This is a genomic window from Nakamurella multipartita DSM 44233 (assembly GCF_000024365.1).
GTDB classification, from domain to species: Bacteria; Actinomycetota; Actinomycetes; order Mycobacteriales; family Nakamurellaceae; genus Nakamurella; species Nakamurella multipartita.
Genome location: NC_013235.1, coordinates 1319840 through 1336795 on the forward strand (window position 1 = coordinate 1319840; position 16956 = coordinate 1336795).

Annotated in this window: 15 protein-coding genes, 1 pseudogene and 1 CRISPR repeat array; of the genes and pseudogenes, 11 read left to right on the forward strand and 5 right to left on the reverse strand. The window is 70.3% G+C overall.

Going from position 1 to position 16956, the window contains the following annotated elements; translation table 11 throughout:
- Window positions 1-11 precede the first annotated feature (11 nt).
- From NAMU_RS05990 to NAMU_RS06000, 3 genes are all read right to left on the reverse strand, one after another.
- Complete coding sequence (locus NAMU_RS05990; protein ID WP_015746519.1) at window positions 12-662, reverse strand: DM13 domain-containing protein; 651 nt, start codon at window positions 660-662, stop codon at window positions 12-14.
- A 73-nt stretch (window positions 663-735) separates the two neighbouring features.
- Window positions 736-1317, reverse strand: coding sequence for a GtrA family protein (locus NAMU_RS05995; RefSeq protein WP_015746520.1), 582 nt, complete (start codon window positions 1315-1317; stop codon window positions 736-738).
- Window positions 1318-1387: 70 nt separating this feature from the next.
- On the reverse strand, window positions 1388-2497 hold the full coding sequence (locus NAMU_RS06000; RefSeq protein WP_015746521.1) for a LacI family DNA-binding transcriptional regulator: 1110 nt from the start codon (window positions 2495-2497) through the stop codon (window positions 1388-1390).
- Between the two features lie 75 nt (window positions 2498-2572).
- Here NAMU_RS06000 and tsaB point away from each other — a divergent pair, with 75 nt between their 5' ends.
- The 7 genes from tsaB to groL all read left to right on the forward strand — a co-directional run bounded on the left by tsaB (window position 2573) and on the right by groL (window position 8249).
- Window positions 2573-3319 (forward strand): tRNA (adenosine(37)-N6)-threonylcarbamoyltransferase complex dimerization subunit type 1 TsaB, encoded by a 747-nt coding sequence (tsaB, locus tag NAMU_RS06005; protein WP_015746522.1) that lies wholly within the window; start codon window positions 2573-2575, stop codon window positions 3317-3319.
- Window positions 3316-3768, forward strand: coding sequence for a ribosomal protein S18-alanine N-acetyltransferase (rimI, locus tag NAMU_RS06010; protein ID WP_015746523.1), 453 nt, complete (start codon window positions 3316-3318; stop codon window positions 3766-3768). Before tsaB ends, rimI begins: the two co-directional genes overlap by 4 nt.
- Window positions 3765-4829 carry a tRNA (adenosine(37)-N6)-threonylcarbamoyltransferase complex transferase subunit TsaD gene (gene tsaD / locus NAMU_RS06015; protein WP_015746524.1) on the forward strand — a complete coding sequence of 355 codons (1065 nt, stop codon included), beginning with the start codon at window positions 3765-3767 and terminating at the stop codon, window positions 4827-4829. Before rimI ends, tsaD begins: the two co-directional genes overlap by 4 nt.
- Window positions 4830-4971: 142 nt before the next feature.
- A complete protein-coding gene (locus NAMU_RS06020) occupies window positions 4972-5415 on the forward strand; it encodes a hypothetical protein (RefSeq protein WP_015746525.1) in 444 nt (147 codons plus the stop codon).
- A gap of 95 nt (window positions 5416-5510) precedes the next feature.
- A complete protein-coding gene (locus tag NAMU_RS06025; RefSeq protein WP_138179978.1) occupies window positions 5511-5930 on the forward strand; it encodes a hypothetical protein in 420 nt (139 codons plus the stop codon).
- A gap of 205 nt (window positions 5931-6135) precedes the next feature.
- Window positions 6136-6435: a co-chaperone GroES gene (gene groES, locus NAMU_RS06030; RefSeq protein WP_015746527.1), complete on the forward strand. Its 300-nt coding sequence runs from the start codon at window positions 6136-6138 to the stop codon at window positions 6433-6435.
- Window positions 6436-6617: 182 nt separating this feature from the next.
- The gene (groL, locus tag NAMU_RS06035) at window positions 6618-8249 is read left to right on the forward strand and encodes a chaperonin GroEL (protein WP_015746528.1); all 1632 of its coding nucleotides are present in this window, start codon (window positions 6618-6620) and stop codon (window positions 8247-8249) included.
- Between the two features lie 305 nt (window positions 8250-8554).
- On the opposite strand, the gene NAMU_RS06040 is transcribed toward groL, so the two are convergent.
- Window positions 8555-8839, reverse strand: a complete 285-nt coding sequence (locus NAMU_RS06040) for a WhiB family transcriptional regulator (RefSeq protein WP_015746529.1) — start codon at window positions 8837-8839, stop codon at window positions 8555-8557.
- Between the two features lie 587 nt (window positions 8840-9426).
- Between NAMU_RS06040 and NAMU_RS06045 the strand changes: the two genes are divergently transcribed.
- The 4 genes from NAMU_RS06045 to guaB all read left to right on the forward strand — a co-directional run bounded on the left by NAMU_RS06045 (window position 9427) and on the right by guaB (window position 13769).
- Window positions 9427-10023, forward strand: a complete 597-nt coding sequence (locus tag NAMU_RS06045) for a response regulator transcription factor (RefSeq protein WP_015746530.1) — start codon at window positions 9427-9429, stop codon at window positions 10021-10023.
- A gap of 196 nt (window positions 10024-10219) precedes the next feature.
- Window positions 10220-10828: an RNA polymerase sigma factor ShbA gene (shbA, locus tag NAMU_RS06050; protein WP_015746531.1), complete on the forward strand. Its 609-nt coding sequence runs from the start codon at window positions 10220-10222 to the stop codon at window positions 10826-10828.
- A 47-nt stretch (window positions 10829-10875) separates the two neighbouring features.
- Window positions 10876-12105, forward strand: a complete 1230-nt coding sequence (locus tag NAMU_RS06055; RefSeq protein WP_041368489.1) for a RodZ family helix-turn-helix domain-containing protein — start codon at window positions 10876-10878, stop codon at window positions 12103-12105.
- 155 nt (window positions 12106-12260) lie between these two features.
- Window positions 12261-13769: an IMP dehydrogenase gene (gene guaB / locus NAMU_RS06060; RefSeq protein ID WP_052308142.1), complete on the forward strand. Its 1509-nt coding sequence runs from the start codon at window positions 12261-12263 to the stop codon at window positions 13767-13769.
- Between the two features lie 205 nt (window positions 13770-13974).
- A CRISPR array of direct repeats spans window positions 13975-16271; the repeat unit is 37 nt; unit sequence GTTGCATTCCACGTCACGCCGTTGGGCGTATAGAAAC.
- Window positions 16272-16409: 138 nt separating this feature from the next.
- Here guaB and NAMU_RS06065 read toward each other — a convergent pair.
- A pseudogene (locus NAMU_RS06065) lies at window positions 16410-16901 on the reverse strand (ATP-binding protein); the annotation flags it as partial.
- Window positions 16902-16956: the final 55 nt, after the last annotated feature.

A 16956-nucleotide genomic window follows, 5' to 3' on the forward strand; every position in this document is an offset into this window, starting at 1 on the left:
GCCGCCCCCACCTACAGGGTGACCGCGGCGGTGCCGAAGGCGACGTTGAACCGATCGCACCAGATGACCACCGAGGTCAGGCCGGTCAGGTCGGCGTCGGCCGGGATCGGGTAGTTCTGGTTGCCGTCGGTGCCTTTGAGGTCGCCCAGGTGCACGTAGCGGCCGTCGTCGTAGCGACCCCAGTCATCGCCCCCGGCCGGCTGGTCGGACAGTGCGACGTCCACGTCCGGGCCGTCGCTGGTGGAGAAGTTCTCCAGGCGCAGGTACCGCGATCCGTCCGGCAGCTGCAGCACCGTGGCGGTGCCGGTGGTGGCGTGCTCGCCGTCGACGAACGAGCCGGTGGCCAGCACGACCGGGTCGGCCGGCGGGTCGGCGGGTGGGTTGGCGGCCTGATTGGTCGGGACGGTCGGCGGCGGGGTGCTCGCGGCCGTGCCGGCCCCGGTCGCGACCACGGTGGCGGCGGCGGTCTGGGCGGCGGCCGCGGCCACCGTCGGCGCGGCCTCGTCGACGGTGCTGCGGGTGAACAGCTTCCACGGCTGGAACAGGGCCAGCCCGACCACGGCGCCGACCACCAGCACGGCGGCGACGGTGATCAGGACGATCTTCTTGCGGCTGCGCGGCGCGGCGGACGGGCCGCCGGCGCGGGTATCGAGGTCACTCATGACGACTCCAGAACGAAGGTGGGCGGCGCGGGGGCCGATCACGGTTCAGCTCATCGTCAGCGACCAGAACGGATCAAGAGTTCAGATGTGACGGTTCCCTGACGATCGGTTCCCCGACGATCGGGCCCCTGACGAGCGGGGCGGTCACAGGAGCCGCGGCGGCCACGGGCCGATACCCGGCGCGGCGACGCCGCCCGACGAGCCACCAACGCAGGCTCAGAAACCGCAGCCCGCCGACCCCGGCATTGACCGCGATCAGGGCCAGCACCCCGGCCGCTCCGGCGGGGTCGTCCAGCGCGGCGACCGCGATCATGCTCAGCGCCAGGGTGGCCAGCGAGGTCAGGATGCCGACCAGGTGGTCGCCCTCGGCCCGGCCGGCGGGAGCGGCGGTCGCCCCGGCCGCGGGGAACGAGTAGCGCCGGTGCGCTTCGGTCGCGACCAGGGTGGAGACCAGCCAGGACGCGATGGTGGCCGGCTGCGCGCCGACGCAGTCGGCCAGGAAGGCGTAGAGAGCCAGCTGGACCACGCTCGCGGCGCCGCCGACCAGGCCGAATCGGACCAACTGGACCAGCGGACCGGTGCCGGCCCGGACGGCCTGCACGCCGGCGCGGGCGCCCGTCGCACCGGATGAACGGGTCAGGGTGGCCAGGGTCATGGACCTCATGCTCGTCCGGCCGGCCCAGCGCGAGCCAGGCAGAGCCTGAGCGGTTCCTGTGCGTACGGGTTCAGCCGCGGGCCGGCGTGCTCTCCCGGATCACGACGTCGCCGGCCACGGTGAGCACCCGGGCGCCTCGCTCCGCCGAGTCGGCGTCCGCGTCGAACGTGGTGCCCAGGGCCAGCTCGAGGGCGTCGGCGCCGATCCGCTGCATCGGCAACCGGACCGTGGTCAGCGCGGGCCGGACGTCGCGCAGGGTGGAGATGTCGTCGAAGCCGGCCACCGCGACGTCCGCGGGCACCCGCACGCCCCGGTCTCGTAGCGCGGCGACCGCGCCGACCGCCATCACGTCGTTGACGGCGAACACCAGGTCGATGCCGCTGCTGGGCCGGTCGTGACCGGAGCCGTCGGCACCGGCCTCGGTCAGGTCGTGGTCGAGCGCCCCCAGGTCGAGCAGCTCGGTCATCGCCACGTACCCGCCGTCCCGGGTGAACGGCGCGGCGATCACCAGGTCCGGATCCAGCGTCACGCCGGCCTGGTCCAGGCCGGCCCGAAAGCCGCTGACCCGGTCCTCGGAGGTGGCGATGGCCTCCGGCCCGGACAGCACGGCGGCCCGGCGATAACCAAGGTCGGCCAGGGTCAGAGCGAGCCGACGGGCGCTGCCGGCGTTGTCGATCGCGATGGTGTTCAGCGGCAGCCGGTGCTGCCCGACCACGGCGACGTGCCCGCCGCCGACGGCGTAACCCAGCAGCTCCTCGGCCAGCCGGCCGGCCGACTCCGGGTCGTTGAAGCGGGATCCGGCCAGCACGATCGCACGGGCCCGTTGCCGGCGCAACGCCTCCACGTGCCGCACCTCGGCCAACGGGTCGGACAGGGTCGAGGAGATCGTCACGATCAGGTTCCGGGTGGCCGCGGCGGCCATCACACCTGCGGCCAGCGCGGCCGCGGACGGGTCGGCGATGTCGTGCACGATCAGGCCGACGGTGGTCGTGGTGCCCCGGACGACGGCCTGCGCGTTGGCGTTGGGGGAGTAGTTCAGCTCGGCGGCGGCGGCCTGCACCCGGGCCCGCAGCTCGGGGTTGACGGTGCGCCCGACCGAGCCGTGCAGCGCCCGCGACGCGGTGGCCACCGACACCCCGGCCCAACGGGCCACATCCGCCAGGGTGACCTGATCGGCCACGTTCGCCTCCCCGCCCGGCCGGCGGCCGGCTCGAGCCGCCAGCGTATCGGCCGGGCGACCGTAAGATGGCCCATCGTGCTCGTCCTCGCTCTCGACACCTCCACCCCGCAGGTGTCCGCCGGGGTCGTCCAGTTGCGCCGCCCGCATGAACTGATCGCCGCGCTGCAGGCCGACCCGACCGGCCCCGTGCGCCCCGCTCAGGTGCTGGCGCAGCGTGCCGTCACCGACGGGCTCGGGCACGCCGAACGGCTGATGCCCCTGGTCGCGGACGCGTTGGCGCAGGCCGGCCGGACCCTGCGGGAGCTGGACGCGGTGGTCGTGGGGATCGGCCCGGGCCCGTTCACCGGCCTGCGGGTGGGCATGGTCACCGCCGCGTCGCTGGGGGACGCCCTGAACCGCCCGGTGCACGGCGTGCCCAGCCATGACGGGCTGGCCCGATCGCTGTCCCCGCTGTCCGGGGATCTGCTGGTGGTCACCGACGCGCGCCGGCGCGAGGTCTACGTGAGCGGGTACCGGGCCGACGGCCGGCGGGTGCTCGGTCCGCTGGTGGCCGCGCCGGCCGCCGTCCCCGACCTGCTGGCCGAGCACGACCTGCGGCCCATTCACGTCGCCGGGGCCGGCGCGGAATTGCTCGAGCTGCCCGGCACAGAGCAGCTGGCAGAGCGGCTGACAGTGCCCGCGGACGCGCCGGTGCTCGGCCTGGTCGAATGCGCGGCCACCGGCCTGCTCACCGATGTGGTGCCCGGCCCGCTGGTCCCGCTGTACCTGCGCCGTCCGGACGCCACCGTGCCCGGCGCGCGCAAGTCGGTGCTGGGCCGATGATGGCCGCGGCGCTGGCCCCGATCCCGCTCGAGCAGATCGTGCCGGCCGACATCCCGACCCTGGTCGAGCTGGAGGAGATCCTGTTCCCGGGGGACGCGCCGTGGACCGCGGAGATGTTCGCCGGCGAGTTGGCCGCCGGCTGCCACTACGTCGTGCATCGGGATGCCGCCGGCGTGGTCGACGGGTACGCGGGGATCTCGCTGCTCGGCGACGAGGCCGAGGTGCACACCATCGGCGTGCGGCCGGCGGCCCAGGGCGCCGGCCTGGGCCGGGGCCTGCTGCGTGCGCTGCTGGCCCACGCCGGAGACCGGCGGATCCTGCTGGAGGTGCGCACGGACAATGCCGCGGCCATCGCCCTGTACGAGTCGGAGGGTTTCGTGATCGTCGGTACCCGGCGCCGCTACTACCACAGCGGGGCCGACGCCTACACCATGGCCCGGCCCCGATGACCGCCCCCGAGGGCCGCGGGGCCGTCCTGCTGGGCATCGAGACCTCTTGCGACGAAACGGGTGTCGGCCTGGTCCGGGTGGGCGCCGACGGGCCCGAGCTGCTCGGCCAGGCGGTCGCCTCCAGCCAGGACGAGCACGCCCGGTTCGGCGGCGTGGTGCCCGAGATCGCCTCCCGCGCGCATCTGGAGGCGATGGTGCCCACGGTGCGGGCGGCATTCGCGCGGGCCGGGCTCGAGCCGCGCGACGTCGACGCGATCGCCGTGACCGCCGGACCCGGGCTGGCCGGTGCGCTGCTGGTCGGCGTGGCCGCGGCCAAGGCCTACGCGGCCGCCTGGGACGTGCCCCTGTTCGGGGTCAACCACCTCGCCGGGCACGTCGCGGCGGACACCCTGGAACACGGGCCGCTGCCCACGCCGGCGCTGGCCCTCCTGGTCTCCGGCGGTCACACCCAGCTGCTGCGGGTGGACGACCTGGCCGGCTCGATCACCGAGATCGGCACCACCATCGACGATGCCGCCGGCGAGGCGTACGACAAGGTGGCGCGGTTGCTCGGGTTGAGCTACCCGGGCGGCCCGGTCATCGATCGGCTGGCCGGTGACGGCGACCCGGCCGCGATCCGCTTCCCGCGCGGCCTGACCGGTCCGCAGGACCCGGCCTACGACTTCTCCTTCTCCGGCCTGAAGACCGCCGTCGCCCGGTACATCGAGCAGGCCGAGCGCGACGGCCGGGTGGTCGACGTGCCCGACGTCTGCGCCAGCTTCCAGGAGGCCGTGGTCGACGTGCTCACGGCCAAGACCGTCCGCGCGGCCGTGGAACTGGGCATCGGCACCGTCGTGGTGGCCGGCGGGGTGGCGGCCAACGGGCGGCTGCGGGCCCTGGCCCAGCAGCGGTGTGCGGCCGCCGGGCTGACCTTGCGGGTGCCGCGACCCGGGCTGTGCACCGACAACGGCGCGATGATCGCCGCCGTCGGGGCGGCGGTGCTGGCCGCCGGCGGGGTGCCGTCCGGGCCGGCGCTGACCGGCAACCCCGGGCTGCCGGTGGCCACCGTGCTGGTGCCCTGACCTTCTCGGTCCGGCCTCCTTGTCAGGCCTACTCGGCCCGTTTCTTGGCTGTCTCGGTCCGGCCCCGTTCACCCGGGGCTCGCCTACCCTGGCAGGGGTGATTCGTGATCCGAATCACAGCCCTGTTGACCGAGGAGTGTCGATGACCGCGACCACCGCGCACGATCCCAGCCCGTTCTTGGGGACGGCCGCCGGCCAGGCCCTGCTGACCCGGCTGCGCCAGAGCACCGACGGGCGCACCGGCGACCAGCTGTCCACCGCCATCCGGGCGGTGACCACCGCCGGCTCCACCCTGCCCGTCGCCGAGGTGGACGCGGCCCTGGCCGCGATCACGCTGCTGCTGGCCGACTTCCAGCCGGCATTGCTGGACGGCGCGGCCGACGAACCGGCTCTGCGCAGCTGGCTGCGGCAGGTGGACACCGAGCTGACCCCGGGCCGGCGGATGGCCGCCGAGGCGGCGCTGACGCGGGTCGAGATCGATCTGGACAACCAGTGGTACGACGCGCATCTGGCCGCCGGCACGGTTCGCCCGGCGCTGGACGAGGTGCACCGGCTGCGCAACGCGCTGGCCGACGCCGCCGGCTGAGCAGGCCGGGGCGGGCCGACGGGTCGGCCCCGGAAGGCTGGCCCCGCGGAGATGGCCCCGGGGAGATGGCCCCGAAGAGATGGCACAGTCGGGGCATGACGTCTGCGGAGCCCTCGGTGCGGCGGCCGGCCGGGGTCACCCTGATCGCGGTGCTGCTGGTGGTGGCCGCCGTGCTGGCCGCGATGATCGGGCTGGGGGTGCTGCTGGCCCGCGGCGACGCCGCGTTCCTGCGGCAGTCGCAGCTCGCGGCCGGGGTGTGGCTGGCGGTGGGTCTGGCCGCTCTGCTGCTGGCCGCCGTCGACCTGCTGGTCGCCCGCGCGCTGCTGCGTGGTCGCGGCTGGGCCCGCGGGGCGAGCGTCGTCCTGGCCCTGCTGCACCTGGTCGGCGGCGGGTTCGGGATGCTGACCTTCGGCGGCAACCTGCAGTGGAGTTCGCTGCTGACGATCGCGGTGGCGATCATGGTGCTGGGCCTGCTCTTCTCGACCCGGGCCGAGGCGTTCTTCGCCCGGCGCTGAACGGGCCGGGACGCGGCGCCGGGGATTTGCCGGGCCCGATGGTTGAGACCTGGCACTCCCATGGCTAGAGTGCTAGTTGAACGGCTCAGTGACGGCCCGGCACCCGCGACGACGGGCCCGAACCGCGCCGGGACACCCGAATCCAACGGTGACCGCCCGTGGGCGGCCGCCGCAGTAGCGAACCCCAGAAGGGGGAGGTCACACCGTGGCGAGCGTGAACATCCAGCCGCTCGAGGACAAGATCCTCGTTGAGGCCAACGAGGCCGAGACGACGACCGCGTCCGGCATCGTCATCCCCGACACCGCCAAGGAGAAGCCGCAGGAGGGCACCGTGCTTGCGGTCGGCCCCGGGCGGTACGACGACAGCGGCAAGCGCATTCCGATCGACGTTGCCGAGGGCGACGTGGTCATCTACTCCAAGTACGGCGGCACCGAGGTCAAGTACAGCGGCAAGGAGTACCTGCTCCTGTCCGCGCGTGACGTGCTGGCCAAGGTCAACAAGTGACACCGACCGGCCGGTGACCGCAGTTTCGTGCACCGGTCGGTCCGCTGCTTTTCACCCCGCCCCGGCGGCCCGCCACTCGCGGGCGGCCGGGGCGCGGTCATCTGTGTCCCCGAGACACGGATGTCCAGGGCCCACGGCCCGCAGTCAACCCCTCCCCAGCTGACAACAGGACTGGACAACACATGGCGAAGCAGATCCGCTTCGATACCGACGCGCGCGCGGCCCTGCAGCGCGGCGTCGACAAGCTCGCCGACGCGGTGAAGGTCACCCTTGGGCCGCGCGGCCGGTACGTGGTGCTGGACAAGAAGTTCGGCGGCCCGACCATCACCAATGACGGCGTCACCATCGCTCGCGACATCGAGCTGGACGACCCGAACGAGAACATGGGCGCGCAGCTGGCCAAGACCGCGGCGACCAAGACCAACGACGTGGCCGGCGACGGCACCACGACCGCGACCATCCTGACCCAGGCGATGATCGCCGAGGGCCTGCGCAACGTCACCGCCGGGGCGAACCCGCTGGCGCTGCGCTCGGGCATCACCCAGGCCGCCGACCGGGTCAACGAGCTGCTCACTGAGTGGGCGACCCCGGTGGCCGGCGACCGCGAGGCCATCGCCCAGGTCGGCACCATCGCCTCCCGCGACGAGGTGATCGGCGACCTGCTGGGCGATGCCCTGCAGCACGTCGGCGCCGACGGCGTGGTCAGCGTCGAGGAGCACTCCGGGCTGACCACCGAGCTCGAGTACACCGACGGCGTGCAGTTCGACAAGGGCTACCTCTCGCCGTACTTCGCGACCGACCCGGAGGCCGCCGAGGCCGTCCTGGAGGACGCGCTGGTGCTGCTGGTGCGTGAGAAGATCTCCGCCCTGGCCGACCTGCTCCCGCTGCTGGAGAAGGTGCTGGAGGCCAAGAAGCCGCTGCTGATCGTGGCCGAGGACGTCGACGGCGAGGCGCTGTCCACCCTGGTGGTCAACGCCATCCGCAAGACGTTCACCGTCGTCGCGGTCAAGGCGCCGTTCTTCGGCGACCGGCGCAAGGCCTTCCAGCAGGACCTGGCCATCGTCACCGGGGCCGAGGTCGTCTCCGCCGAGGTCGGTCTCAAGCTGGCCGAGGTCGGCACCGAGGTGCTGGGCCGGGCCCGGCGCATCACCGTCACCAAGGACACGACCACGATCGTGGACGGCGGCGGCTCGGCCGAGGCGGTGGCCGATCGGGCCGCGCAGCTGCGGGCCGACATCGAGAGCACCGATTCGGACTGGGATCGGGAGAAGCTGCAGGAGCGGCTGGCCAAGCTGGCCGGTGGCGTGGCGCTGATCAAGGTCGGCGCGGCCACCGAGATCGAGGCCAAGGAGCGCAAGCACCGCATCGAGGACGCGGTCAACGCGACCAAGGCGGCGGTGGCCGAAGGCATCATCGCCGGCGGTGGATCCGCGCTGGTGCACGCCTCGGCCGCGCTGGCCGAGCTGCAGGAGCAGCTGTCCGGCGACGAGGCGCTCGGCGTCGGCATCGTTCGGCGCGCGCTGTCCGCCCCGGCCTTCTGGATCGCCGCCAACGGTGGCCAGGAGGGCGCCGTCGTGGTCAACCGCATCGCGGATCTGCCGCGGGGCGAGGGCTATGACGCCGGCCAGGACCGGTATGTCGACCTGGTGCAGGCCGGCATCATCGACCCGGTCAAGGTGACCAAGTCGGCCGTGTCCAACGCTGCGTCGATCGCCGGCATGGTGCTGACCACCGAGTCGACCGTCGTCGACCTCCCGGAGGACCAGCACGACCACGGCGCTGACGGCCACGGCCACCACGGCCACAGCCACTGATCGCTGGGTCGATATCCGGTCGAGCTGACACACGAAGGCAGGTCGTTCCGACGCATCGTCGGGCGGCCTGCCTTCGCCGTTGGGCCGATCGGTCGGTGAGGTGCGCTCAGCCGGGGGTGGTTTCACTCATTGGTAGCAATCTGTGTCCGCAGACAGTGCCAATTCTCCCGTTCGCAGTACTACCATCGAGTGATGGTGGGCAGGGTGGCGGCCCGTCCGGACGCGGGGCTCCGGGCGACGGCCGGCGAGACGGGACGCCGGGGGGCGATGGTGTGAGACGACGATGGTGGGCGCGGCCCGCCGGTTCAGTGCACGCCGGCCAGGGTCAGCATCTGCGCCCGTTCGCTCTCCGAGAGCCCGCCCCAGATCCCGTAGGGCTCGTGCACCTTCAGGGCATGTTGCCGGCAGGCCGCCATGGCCGGGCACTGGAAACACACCGCTTTGGCCTGGGCCTCCCGACGGGCGCGCGCCGGACCGCGCTCACCCTCGGGGTGGAAGAAGAACGAACTGGCCATTCCCCGACACGCCGCGTGCAGTTGCCAGTCCCAGAGGTCTGCATTCGGTCCGGGAAGGCGCCTGGTATCCGCCACGTCGATCTCCTCTACAGCAACACGCGCCGCCGGTCTCGGCGCTCGGTTGGAACACCGGGTGTGCAGTGCTGTTCGATCCCGCCGACAGCGCCGGGGAACTGGGCGCGGTCGGCCGGACGCCGACAATCGGCACTTCCCGGGCCCTCTCGAGGGGGTGGAAGTGCGTGCGTCGTGGCGTCTCGGAGCCGGATCCGCGCTGATCGCGGCCCTGTTGATCTCCAGACCCTAGAGCGCTCCAGCGCCCGCGACAAGACCTTGATCACCTTTTTTGTCGATCTTGAGAAAGGCGCCGTCATCGTTGTCGCCGGCACGGTCGGACGGGTCGGGTGTGAAGTGCGTCACCGACCCCCGATGCAGTCCGGTCGACCCGTATATCTACAGTCAGTAACTGCAAAACTACATTCCGTGCAGATGCCCTGGAGGGATGGATTGTTCGCTCGCCGTCGCCCGTCCGGGTACGGGTACCGACCGGTCCGCCCACACAACGACGGACCATCCGAGTTAGTGACACGCCCGTTCGGGGGCTCCCTCATTCCGCCGAGCGGGCTGAGGCAAGTACCATTCACAGCGTCTGCAGGGGGAGTCTCGTGACCAGCGTCCTAATTTGCGATGAGCGTCGAAGCGCTCGTGATGGCCTGACCCGGGTAATGGGAGCGGTCCCGTCGGTCGACGGCATCGACTGCGTGGCCAGTGGGGACGAACTGCTGTCCCGCTTCGGGCGCCAGCCCAGCGACGTGGTGCTGATCGGCACCCAGCGGGCGCTGACCAGTGGGATCGAGGCGACCCGCCGGCTGCTGGCGGTGCATCCCTCGGCCGTGGTCATCGTCTTCGGCTCGCCGGACGACACCGCCTCGATCGCCGCCGCCATCGCCTGCGGGGCGCGCGGGTTCCTGCGCTGGGACGCCACCCAGCCGGAGATCGTCGCCGCCCTGGCCGACACGCTGACCACGCCGCGGTTGCCGGCCCTGCGTGACACCCCCGACGGGGAGGCGCCGCTGACCGAGCGCGAGATGCAGGTGCTGCGGGGCATGAGCCAGGGCCAGTCGAACGGGGAGATCGGCCGCGAGCTGTTCCTGTCCGAGGACACGGTCAAGACGCACGCGCGGCGGCTGTTCCGCAAGCTCGGGGCGCGCGACCGCGCTCAGGCCGTCGCCCTCGGTTTCCGCCGCGGCTTCGTCGCCTGATTCGCCGGCGCTCCGGATCGGGTCCCCCACTCCACTGACTGGGCGGGCCGGGCCGGTGCGCCAAACGGTGGATTTTCGGATCCGTCCGGACCTCGGCTGGCTACCATGAGATGCCGAATGCCCTGTTCTGCGGGGCAATCCGCCCACCACATGGCCACCGCGACCGCACGGTGTAACGGGGGTGCCGCCGCGAGCGATGAATGAGCAGTCGTCGGACACGTTCGACCCCACTGGCATCGACGATCTCGTCGACCGGGCGGTGCAGGGCGAGCCGGCGGCCATCGAACAGCTCATCGGTCGGATCCTGCCCGCGGTCGTGCGCTACTGCCGCACCCGGATCCCGAGCGGGGCGACGTCGTCGCTGGCGACGGCGGACGACATCGCGCAGGAGGCGTGCTTGGCGGTCCTCACGGCCCTGCCCACCTTCCGGCGCGAGGGCAAGCCGTTCCTGGCCTTCGTGTACGGTATCGCCGCCCACAAGGTCGCCGACGCGCACCGCGCCGCGTCCCGGATCCGCTCGACCCCGATGGCCGAGGTCCCGGACGCCGCCTCCACCGAGGGGGGACCCGACCATTACGTGGCGGCCAGCTCCACGGCGGCGATCGTCGAGGAGCTGCTCGAGCACCTGCCCGAGACCCAGCGGGAGATCCTGCGGCTGCGGGTGGTCGCCGGGCTCAGCGCCGAGGAGACGGCCGACGCCCTGGGCATGACGGCCGGCGCCGTGCGCGTCGCTCAGCACCGGGCCCTGGCCAAGCTGCGTCAACGCCTGAGCAGTCGGGCCGAGCTCGACGAACGTCTGAGCTGATGCGGCGGAGACGGCCGGGCCGGCGCACGAGTGACCCCGATTCACCCGTGGTCGATCTCGACCGGGTGCTCGCCGACGATCGGCGGATCGACGCCATCGCGCGCGGATCCGGTCTGGAGGCCGAGCGGCGGGCCTGGCTGCGCGGGACCCGCCGGCCGTCCGGACGCGGCCCGGGCCGCGGGCGGGACGAGCCGCTGCTGGACCTGCTGGAGCAATGGCGCCACGAACTGGTGCACCGGCCGCTGCCGTCCTCGCCCCGGATGACCTCGCCACCACCCGAGATCGAGGCACCCCGGATCGAGGCGCCCCGGGTCGAGGCACCCCGGATCGAGCCGCCCCGAATCGCACCGACTCGGACTGCGGCGGCCCGGCTCCGGGCCGCCGGCCGCCGGGTGAGGTCCCCGCGTCCGGTGGTCGCGGTGGCCGCCGCCATCGGGGCGATCGTGGTCGGCTCGGTGACCGTCGGCGCGGCCGACGCCCGGCCGGGCAGCCCGCTCTGGCCGATCACCCGGGTGCTGTGGCCCGACCGGGCGGTGGCGCTGGAGTCGGCCGCAGCGCGTTCCGGGTACGCCTCCCCGCGCACGCGGTGGGGGCCGGTGCGGACCGAGGAGGCCCTGGCCGCGCTCTGGCCGGTGAGCGAGCTGGACTGGCTGGCGGGCACTGCCGGCGACACGGCAACGGTCCCGGCCCGCCCCGCCGGGGTATCGACCGCAGTGACATCGACGGCAGTGACATCGACGGCAGTGACGTCGGCCGCAGTGACATCGACCGCCGGCACACCGGCTGCCGTGACGTCGGCTGCCGTGACGTCGGCCGCAGTGACGTCGGCCGCAGGGACGTGGGCCGCCGAGCCGGCCGCGGCGGCGGTGGATTCCGCCGATCCGGCCACCACCCGGCCCGCGGCTGCCGGGGCTGGGTTGACCTGGCCCGGCCCGGACGGGTTCGCCGACCGGCCGACCGGCTCCTCGGTCGCGGCCGGGATCGACCTGGTCGGGGCGGTCACGCCGCCGCCGCCGACGGTGAACACGCAGGTCCCGGCGTCGCCGATGGCCAGCGGTGAACCGACCGAGGCCCCCGAGCCGGCGCCGCCGGCGCCTCCGTCGGATCCGCCGCCGAGCCGATCCTGGGGCGAGGCCGATCACGACCACGGGGACCGGGCCGACGGCGGCGGGAGCGGCGCCGCGTCGCCCGCGGTCGGCGATCCGGACCCGGACGGTGCGGCGGGGACGGTGGCGGGCGGGTCGGGCTCGGGGTCGGGGCGCGGGCCCACCGAGTGACCCGATCGGCGGGACGTCGGTCACGGCGGGCCGGAAGCGGCGTGCCGCTCACCTAGGATGGTGCTGGGAGCTGCCGGGACTCTCGCCTGACCCCGCAGCACACGTCAGCGGGAGGTCGTGGAATGTCGGTCACGCAGCAGCCGCTGTCGCGCGAGATGGATGGGGCGCCCACCGTCTCGATGGAAGACAAGTTCGCCACCCTGGGTCTGACCTACGACGACATCCTGCTGTTGCCGGATGCCTCCGACCTGGTCCCCAGCGAGGCCGACACCAGCACCTGGCTCTCGCGCAACGTCCGGCTCCGGGTCCCGCTGGTCTCCAGCGCGATGGACACCGTCACCGAGGCCCGGATGGCCATCTCCATGGCCCGCGAGGGTGGGCTGGGGGTGCTGCACCGCAACCTCTCGATCGAGGACCAGGCCTCGCAGGCCGAGATCGTCAAGCGCTCCGAAGCCGGGATGGTCACCGATCCGGTCACCTGCCGCCCCGACGCCACCCTGCGCGAGGCCGACGCCCTGTGCGCCAAGTTCCGCATCTCCGGCGTGCCGGTCACCGACGCCGATTCACACCTGCTGGGCATCATCACCAACCGCGACATGCGGTTCGAGGTGGACAAGTCGCGTCCGGTCCGCGAGGTGATGACCAAGATGCCGCTGGTCACCGCCCCGGTCGGGGTGAGCGCGTCGGCCGCCCTCGGTCTGCTGCGCAAGCACAAGATCGAGAAGCTGCCGCTGGTCGACGCCGACGGCCGGCTGCGCGGCCTGATCACCGTCAAGGACTTCGTCAAGACCGAGCAGTACCCGCAGGCGACCAAGGACGCCGATGGCCGGCTGCTGTGCGGCGCGGCGGTGGGCGTCGGTGAGGATTCGTACAAGCGGGCGATGGCGCTGGCCGACGCCGGCGTCGACGTGATCATGGTCGACACCGCGCACGGTCACTCCCGGCGGGTGGTCGAGATGGTCGCCCGGCTGCGGCACGACATCGGCGCCCGGGTCGACATCGTCGGCGGCAACGTGGCCACCCGGGCGGGCGCGCAGGCGCTGGTCGATGCGGGAGCGGACGCGGTCAAGGTCGGCGTCGGGCCCGGCTCGATCTGCACCACCCGGGTCGTCACCGGAATCGGCGTGCCCCAGGTGACGGCAATCTGGGAGGCGGCCAAGGCCTGCCGCCCGGCCGGCATCCCGGTGATCGGCGACGGCGGGCTGCAACAGTCCGGCGACATCGCCAAGGCCATCGCGGTCGGCGCCGACACCGTCATGCTCGGCTCGCTGCTGGCCGGCGTGGCCGAGTCGCCCGGCGAGCTGATCTTCGTCGGCGGCAAGCAGTACAAGACCTACCGGGGGATGGGTTCGCTCGGCGCGATGCAGTCCCGGGGCGAGGCCCGCTCCTACTCCAAGGACCGCTACTCGCAGGACGACGTGCTCGCCGACGACAAGCTGGTGCCCGAAGGCATCGAGGGCCGGGTGCCCTACCGGGGCCGGCTGCAGGACGTGGCGCACCAGCTGGTCGGTGGGCTGCGGGCGGCCATGGGCTACACCGGATCGGCCACCATCGAGCAGCTCAAGGACGCCCGCGTCGTCCGCATCACCTCGGCCGGCCTGCGCGAATCGCACCCGCACGACATCGCCATCACCTCCGAGGCGCCGAACTACATCGACCGCTGACGGCTGGGCCCCCTCCGTCGGGCGCCGCACTTGGGGGAGTGGGGTGGCTGGCGATCATGGCCCGCCGCCCTCTGCTGTGCAAGGCTGTGACCTGCGGTGATGCTGAATTTTCGGCTCTTAGGGGACTCGGTGATGATCTTGATAGGGCCTGGTGTGCACGGCGGTCGCGTTGGTGCAGGTCAGCGGCTGTGCCAAATGGGGTAGGGTTGCATTCCACGTCACGCCGTTGGGCGTATAGAAACACCAAAGCACGTCGCCAACTTCTGCTAGTATACTCGTTGCATTCCACGTCACGCCGTTGGGCGTATAGAAACGTCGTCACCACGTTGCCACAGGGCAATCGAACCAGTTGCATTCCACGTCACGCCGTTGGGCGTATAGAAACCTTCATCGGTTCGCCTTTCTGTCTGTCAGGTCGAGTTGCATTCCACGTCACGCCGTTGGGCGTATAGAAACGTGAGCTTGGACATCCCTCGGATCGTCCCGCGTAGCTCCCGGAGTTGCATTCCACGTCACGCCGTTGGGCGTATAGAAACCGACTCTCGCGGTTGCCCTCGGCGTCGTATTTATCGCGGTTGCATTCCACGTCACGCCGTTGGGCGTATAGAAACGGCTGCGCGAAAAGCTCGTCGCGCCAAGCAGTTTCGTTGCATTCCACGTCACGCCGTTGGGCGTATAGAAACGAACTGCTCGGCGGTGGCCGAGCGGGTCACCATGGTTGCATTCCACGTCACGCCGTTGGGCGTATAGAAACGCGTGCATGAGGGGTCAACCTTTACTTGAGGGTTGCATTCCACGTCACGCCGTTGGGCGTATAGAAACGGACCCAGTAGGGACACTTGAGGGTGATGACTCGGGTTGCATTCCACGTCACGCCGTTGGGCGTATAGAAACAGCTTCGCGAGCCGTGGATCTTGGCGTTGGCCGTGGTTGCATTCCACGTCACGCCGTTGGGCGTATAGAATCTACACGTCTCGGTGTGCTCGTTGTAGAACGAACTGTTGCATTCCACGTCACGCCGTTGGGCGTATAGAAACAACGCGGAGAATCCGTTTATGTACGGATCGCTCCGACAGGTTGCATTCCACGTCACGCCGTTGGGCGTATAGAGACGGCTCGTTGGGGACGCACGATCCATCGTCGAGCTGTTGCATTCCACGTCACGCCGTTGGGCGTATAGAAACTTGGTCTCGTCGATGCCTTGCTGCAAATGTTGTGCGAGAGTTGCATTCCACGTCACGCCGTTGGGCGTATAGAAACTAGATCGCCGCCTGCGGAGCGAAGGACAGACTCAGGCGTTGCATTCCACGTCACGCCGTTGGGCGTATAGAAACTAGATCGCCGCCTGCGGAGCGAAGGACAGACTCAGGCGTTGCATTCCACGTCACGCCGTTGGGCGTATAGAAACCGCTTGCAGGCAGCTGCTTGACGATGTTGTCGTTGCATTCCACGTCACGCCGTTGGGCGTATAGAAACATGCATAGTCCTGCCTTTGCGATGAAGCCGAAAGTTGCATTCCACGTCACGCCGTTGGGCGTATAGAAACGTTGAGCACGGCCGCGAGGCTGGTGCGCTGCGATCCGTTGCATTCCACGTCACGCCGTTGGGCGTATAGAAACTGCAGCGGGCACACAATTCGATTGGAATTCCCGCGAGTTGCATTCCACGTCACGCCGTTGGGCGTATAGAAACTCACGTAAGCTCACTCGTAAGTGAACTAGTAGGTCACCGTTGCATTCCACGTCACGCCGTTGGGCGTATAGAAACCGATTGGGCGGGAAAGAGCCGCCACTTGAGCCAGCGCGTTGCATTCCACGTCACGCCGTTGGGCATATAGAAACGTGTGTCACACGATCACATCCTTTTGTTGTCAAAGGTTGCATTCCACGTCACGCCGTTTGGCGTATAGAAACTGGATGCCCTGGTCGGTCCGGAGAAAGCTCTTCTCGATGCATTCCATGTCACGCCGTTGGGCGTATAGAAACTCCTCACATCACTTGCACTTCCATGCTCACCAGTTGCATTCCACGTCACGCCGTTGGGCGTATAGAAACGTGCCGACCGAGTTGCCTGATGCCTCGTTGTTAGGTAGAGTTGCATTCCACGTCACGCCGTCGGGCGTATAGAGACATGATGGCACTACTGTCGCCGGTAAACATGCTGATGGTTGCATTCCATGTCACGCCGTTGGGCGTATAGAAATACTAAGGCGTCGACGGGCTGGGCGGTGAGCGCGTGCAGTTGCATTCGAAGTCACGCCGTTGGGCGTATAGAAGCGGCGCCTGGCGGGCCATAATCCGGAACGCGTCTTGCGGTTGCATTCCACGTCACGCCGTTGGCCGTATAGAAACTTGTTCAGGACGACCTTGATGGCCTCCACGACCGGGTGACGTTGCATTCCACGTCACGCCGTTGGGCGTATAGAAACCCTGTGCAGCGTGGTGGCCGGCCCGACGGTTTCACAGGTTGCATTCCACGTCACGCCGTTGGGCGTATAGAAGCCTCGCCACACATAAATCGTGCTGCCCTTTTGTGCAGTGGAGTTCCGTATCACGTCGTTGTTCGTTGGGCGTATAGAGATCCGAACAACTTGCGGAGGATCAACAGGACGCCGCTGGCAATCAGCGTCACTGTCAACGGTCAGTTTGCGGTCCCCGCTGGTGGCCATCTGGTGGTCCCCACCCTGCCGCTGATTTCAGTGGTGTTGGGGGCCTCCTTGCGGTGCTGTCGGGCGTCGCGCATGCGGTAGGACTCGCCGTTGGTGACGACGACGGTGGCGTGGTGCAGCAGGCGGTCCAGGATGCTGGCGGCGGTGGTGTGCTCGGGCAGGAACCTTCCCCATTGGTCGAATGCCCAGTGGGAGGCGATCGCCAGTGAGCGTCGTTCGTAGGCGGCCGCGACGAGCCGGAACAGTAGTTGGGTGCCGGTGTCGTCCAGCGGTGCGAAGCCAACTTCATCGCAGATGATCAGGTCGTTGCGGAGCATGGTGTCGATGACCCGGCCGACGGAGTTGTCGGCCATTGCTCGGTAGAGATTCTCGACGAGATCGGCTGCGGTGCAGTATTTAACCCGGTAACCGGCGGCGACGGCGGTGTGTCCCAGACCGATCAGGGTGTGGCTCTTGCCGGTGCCCGGCGTTATCCCCGGTTCCTGACGCGCCCTCATCACTGTCATCACCGAGCCCTGT

Excerpts from the sequence above, each read along its gene's own strand:
- NAMU_RS06025 (WP_138179978.1), top strand. The coding sequence starts at position 5,511 with ATGACGTCTGCGGAGCCCTCGGTGCGGCGGCCGGCCGGGGTCACCCTG.
- rimI (WP_015746523.1), top strand. The coding sequence starts at position 3,316 with ATGATGGCCGCGGCGCTGGCCCCGATCCCGCTCGAGCAGATCGTGCCG.
- tsaD (WP_015746524.1), top strand. The coding sequence starts at position 3,765 with ATGACCGCCCCCGAGGGCCGCGGGGCCGTCCTGCTGGGCATCGAGACC.
- NAMU_RS06020 (WP_015746525.1), top strand. The coding sequence starts at position 4,972 with ATGACCGCGACCACCGCGCACGATCCCAGCCCGTTCTTGGGGACGGCC.
- NAMU_RS05990 (WP_015746519.1), bottom strand. The coding sequence starts at position 662 with ATGAGTGACCTCGATACCCGCGCCGGCGGCCCGTCCGCCGCGCCGCGC.
- NAMU_RS05995 (WP_015746520.1), bottom strand. The coding sequence starts at position 1,317 with ATGACCCTGGCCACCCTGACCCGTTCATCCGGTGCGACGGGCGCCCGC.
- shbA (WP_015746531.1), top strand. The coding sequence starts at position 10,220 with ATGAATGAGCAGTCGTCGGACACGTTCGACCCCACTGGCATCGACGAT.
- groL (WP_015746528.1), top strand. The coding sequence starts at position 6,618 with ATGGCGAAGCAGATCCGCTTCGATACCGACGCGCGCGCGGCCCTGCAG.
- guaB (WP_052308142.1), top strand. The coding sequence starts at position 12,261 with ATGGATGGGGCGCCCACCGTCTCGATGGAAGACAAGTTCGCCACCCTG.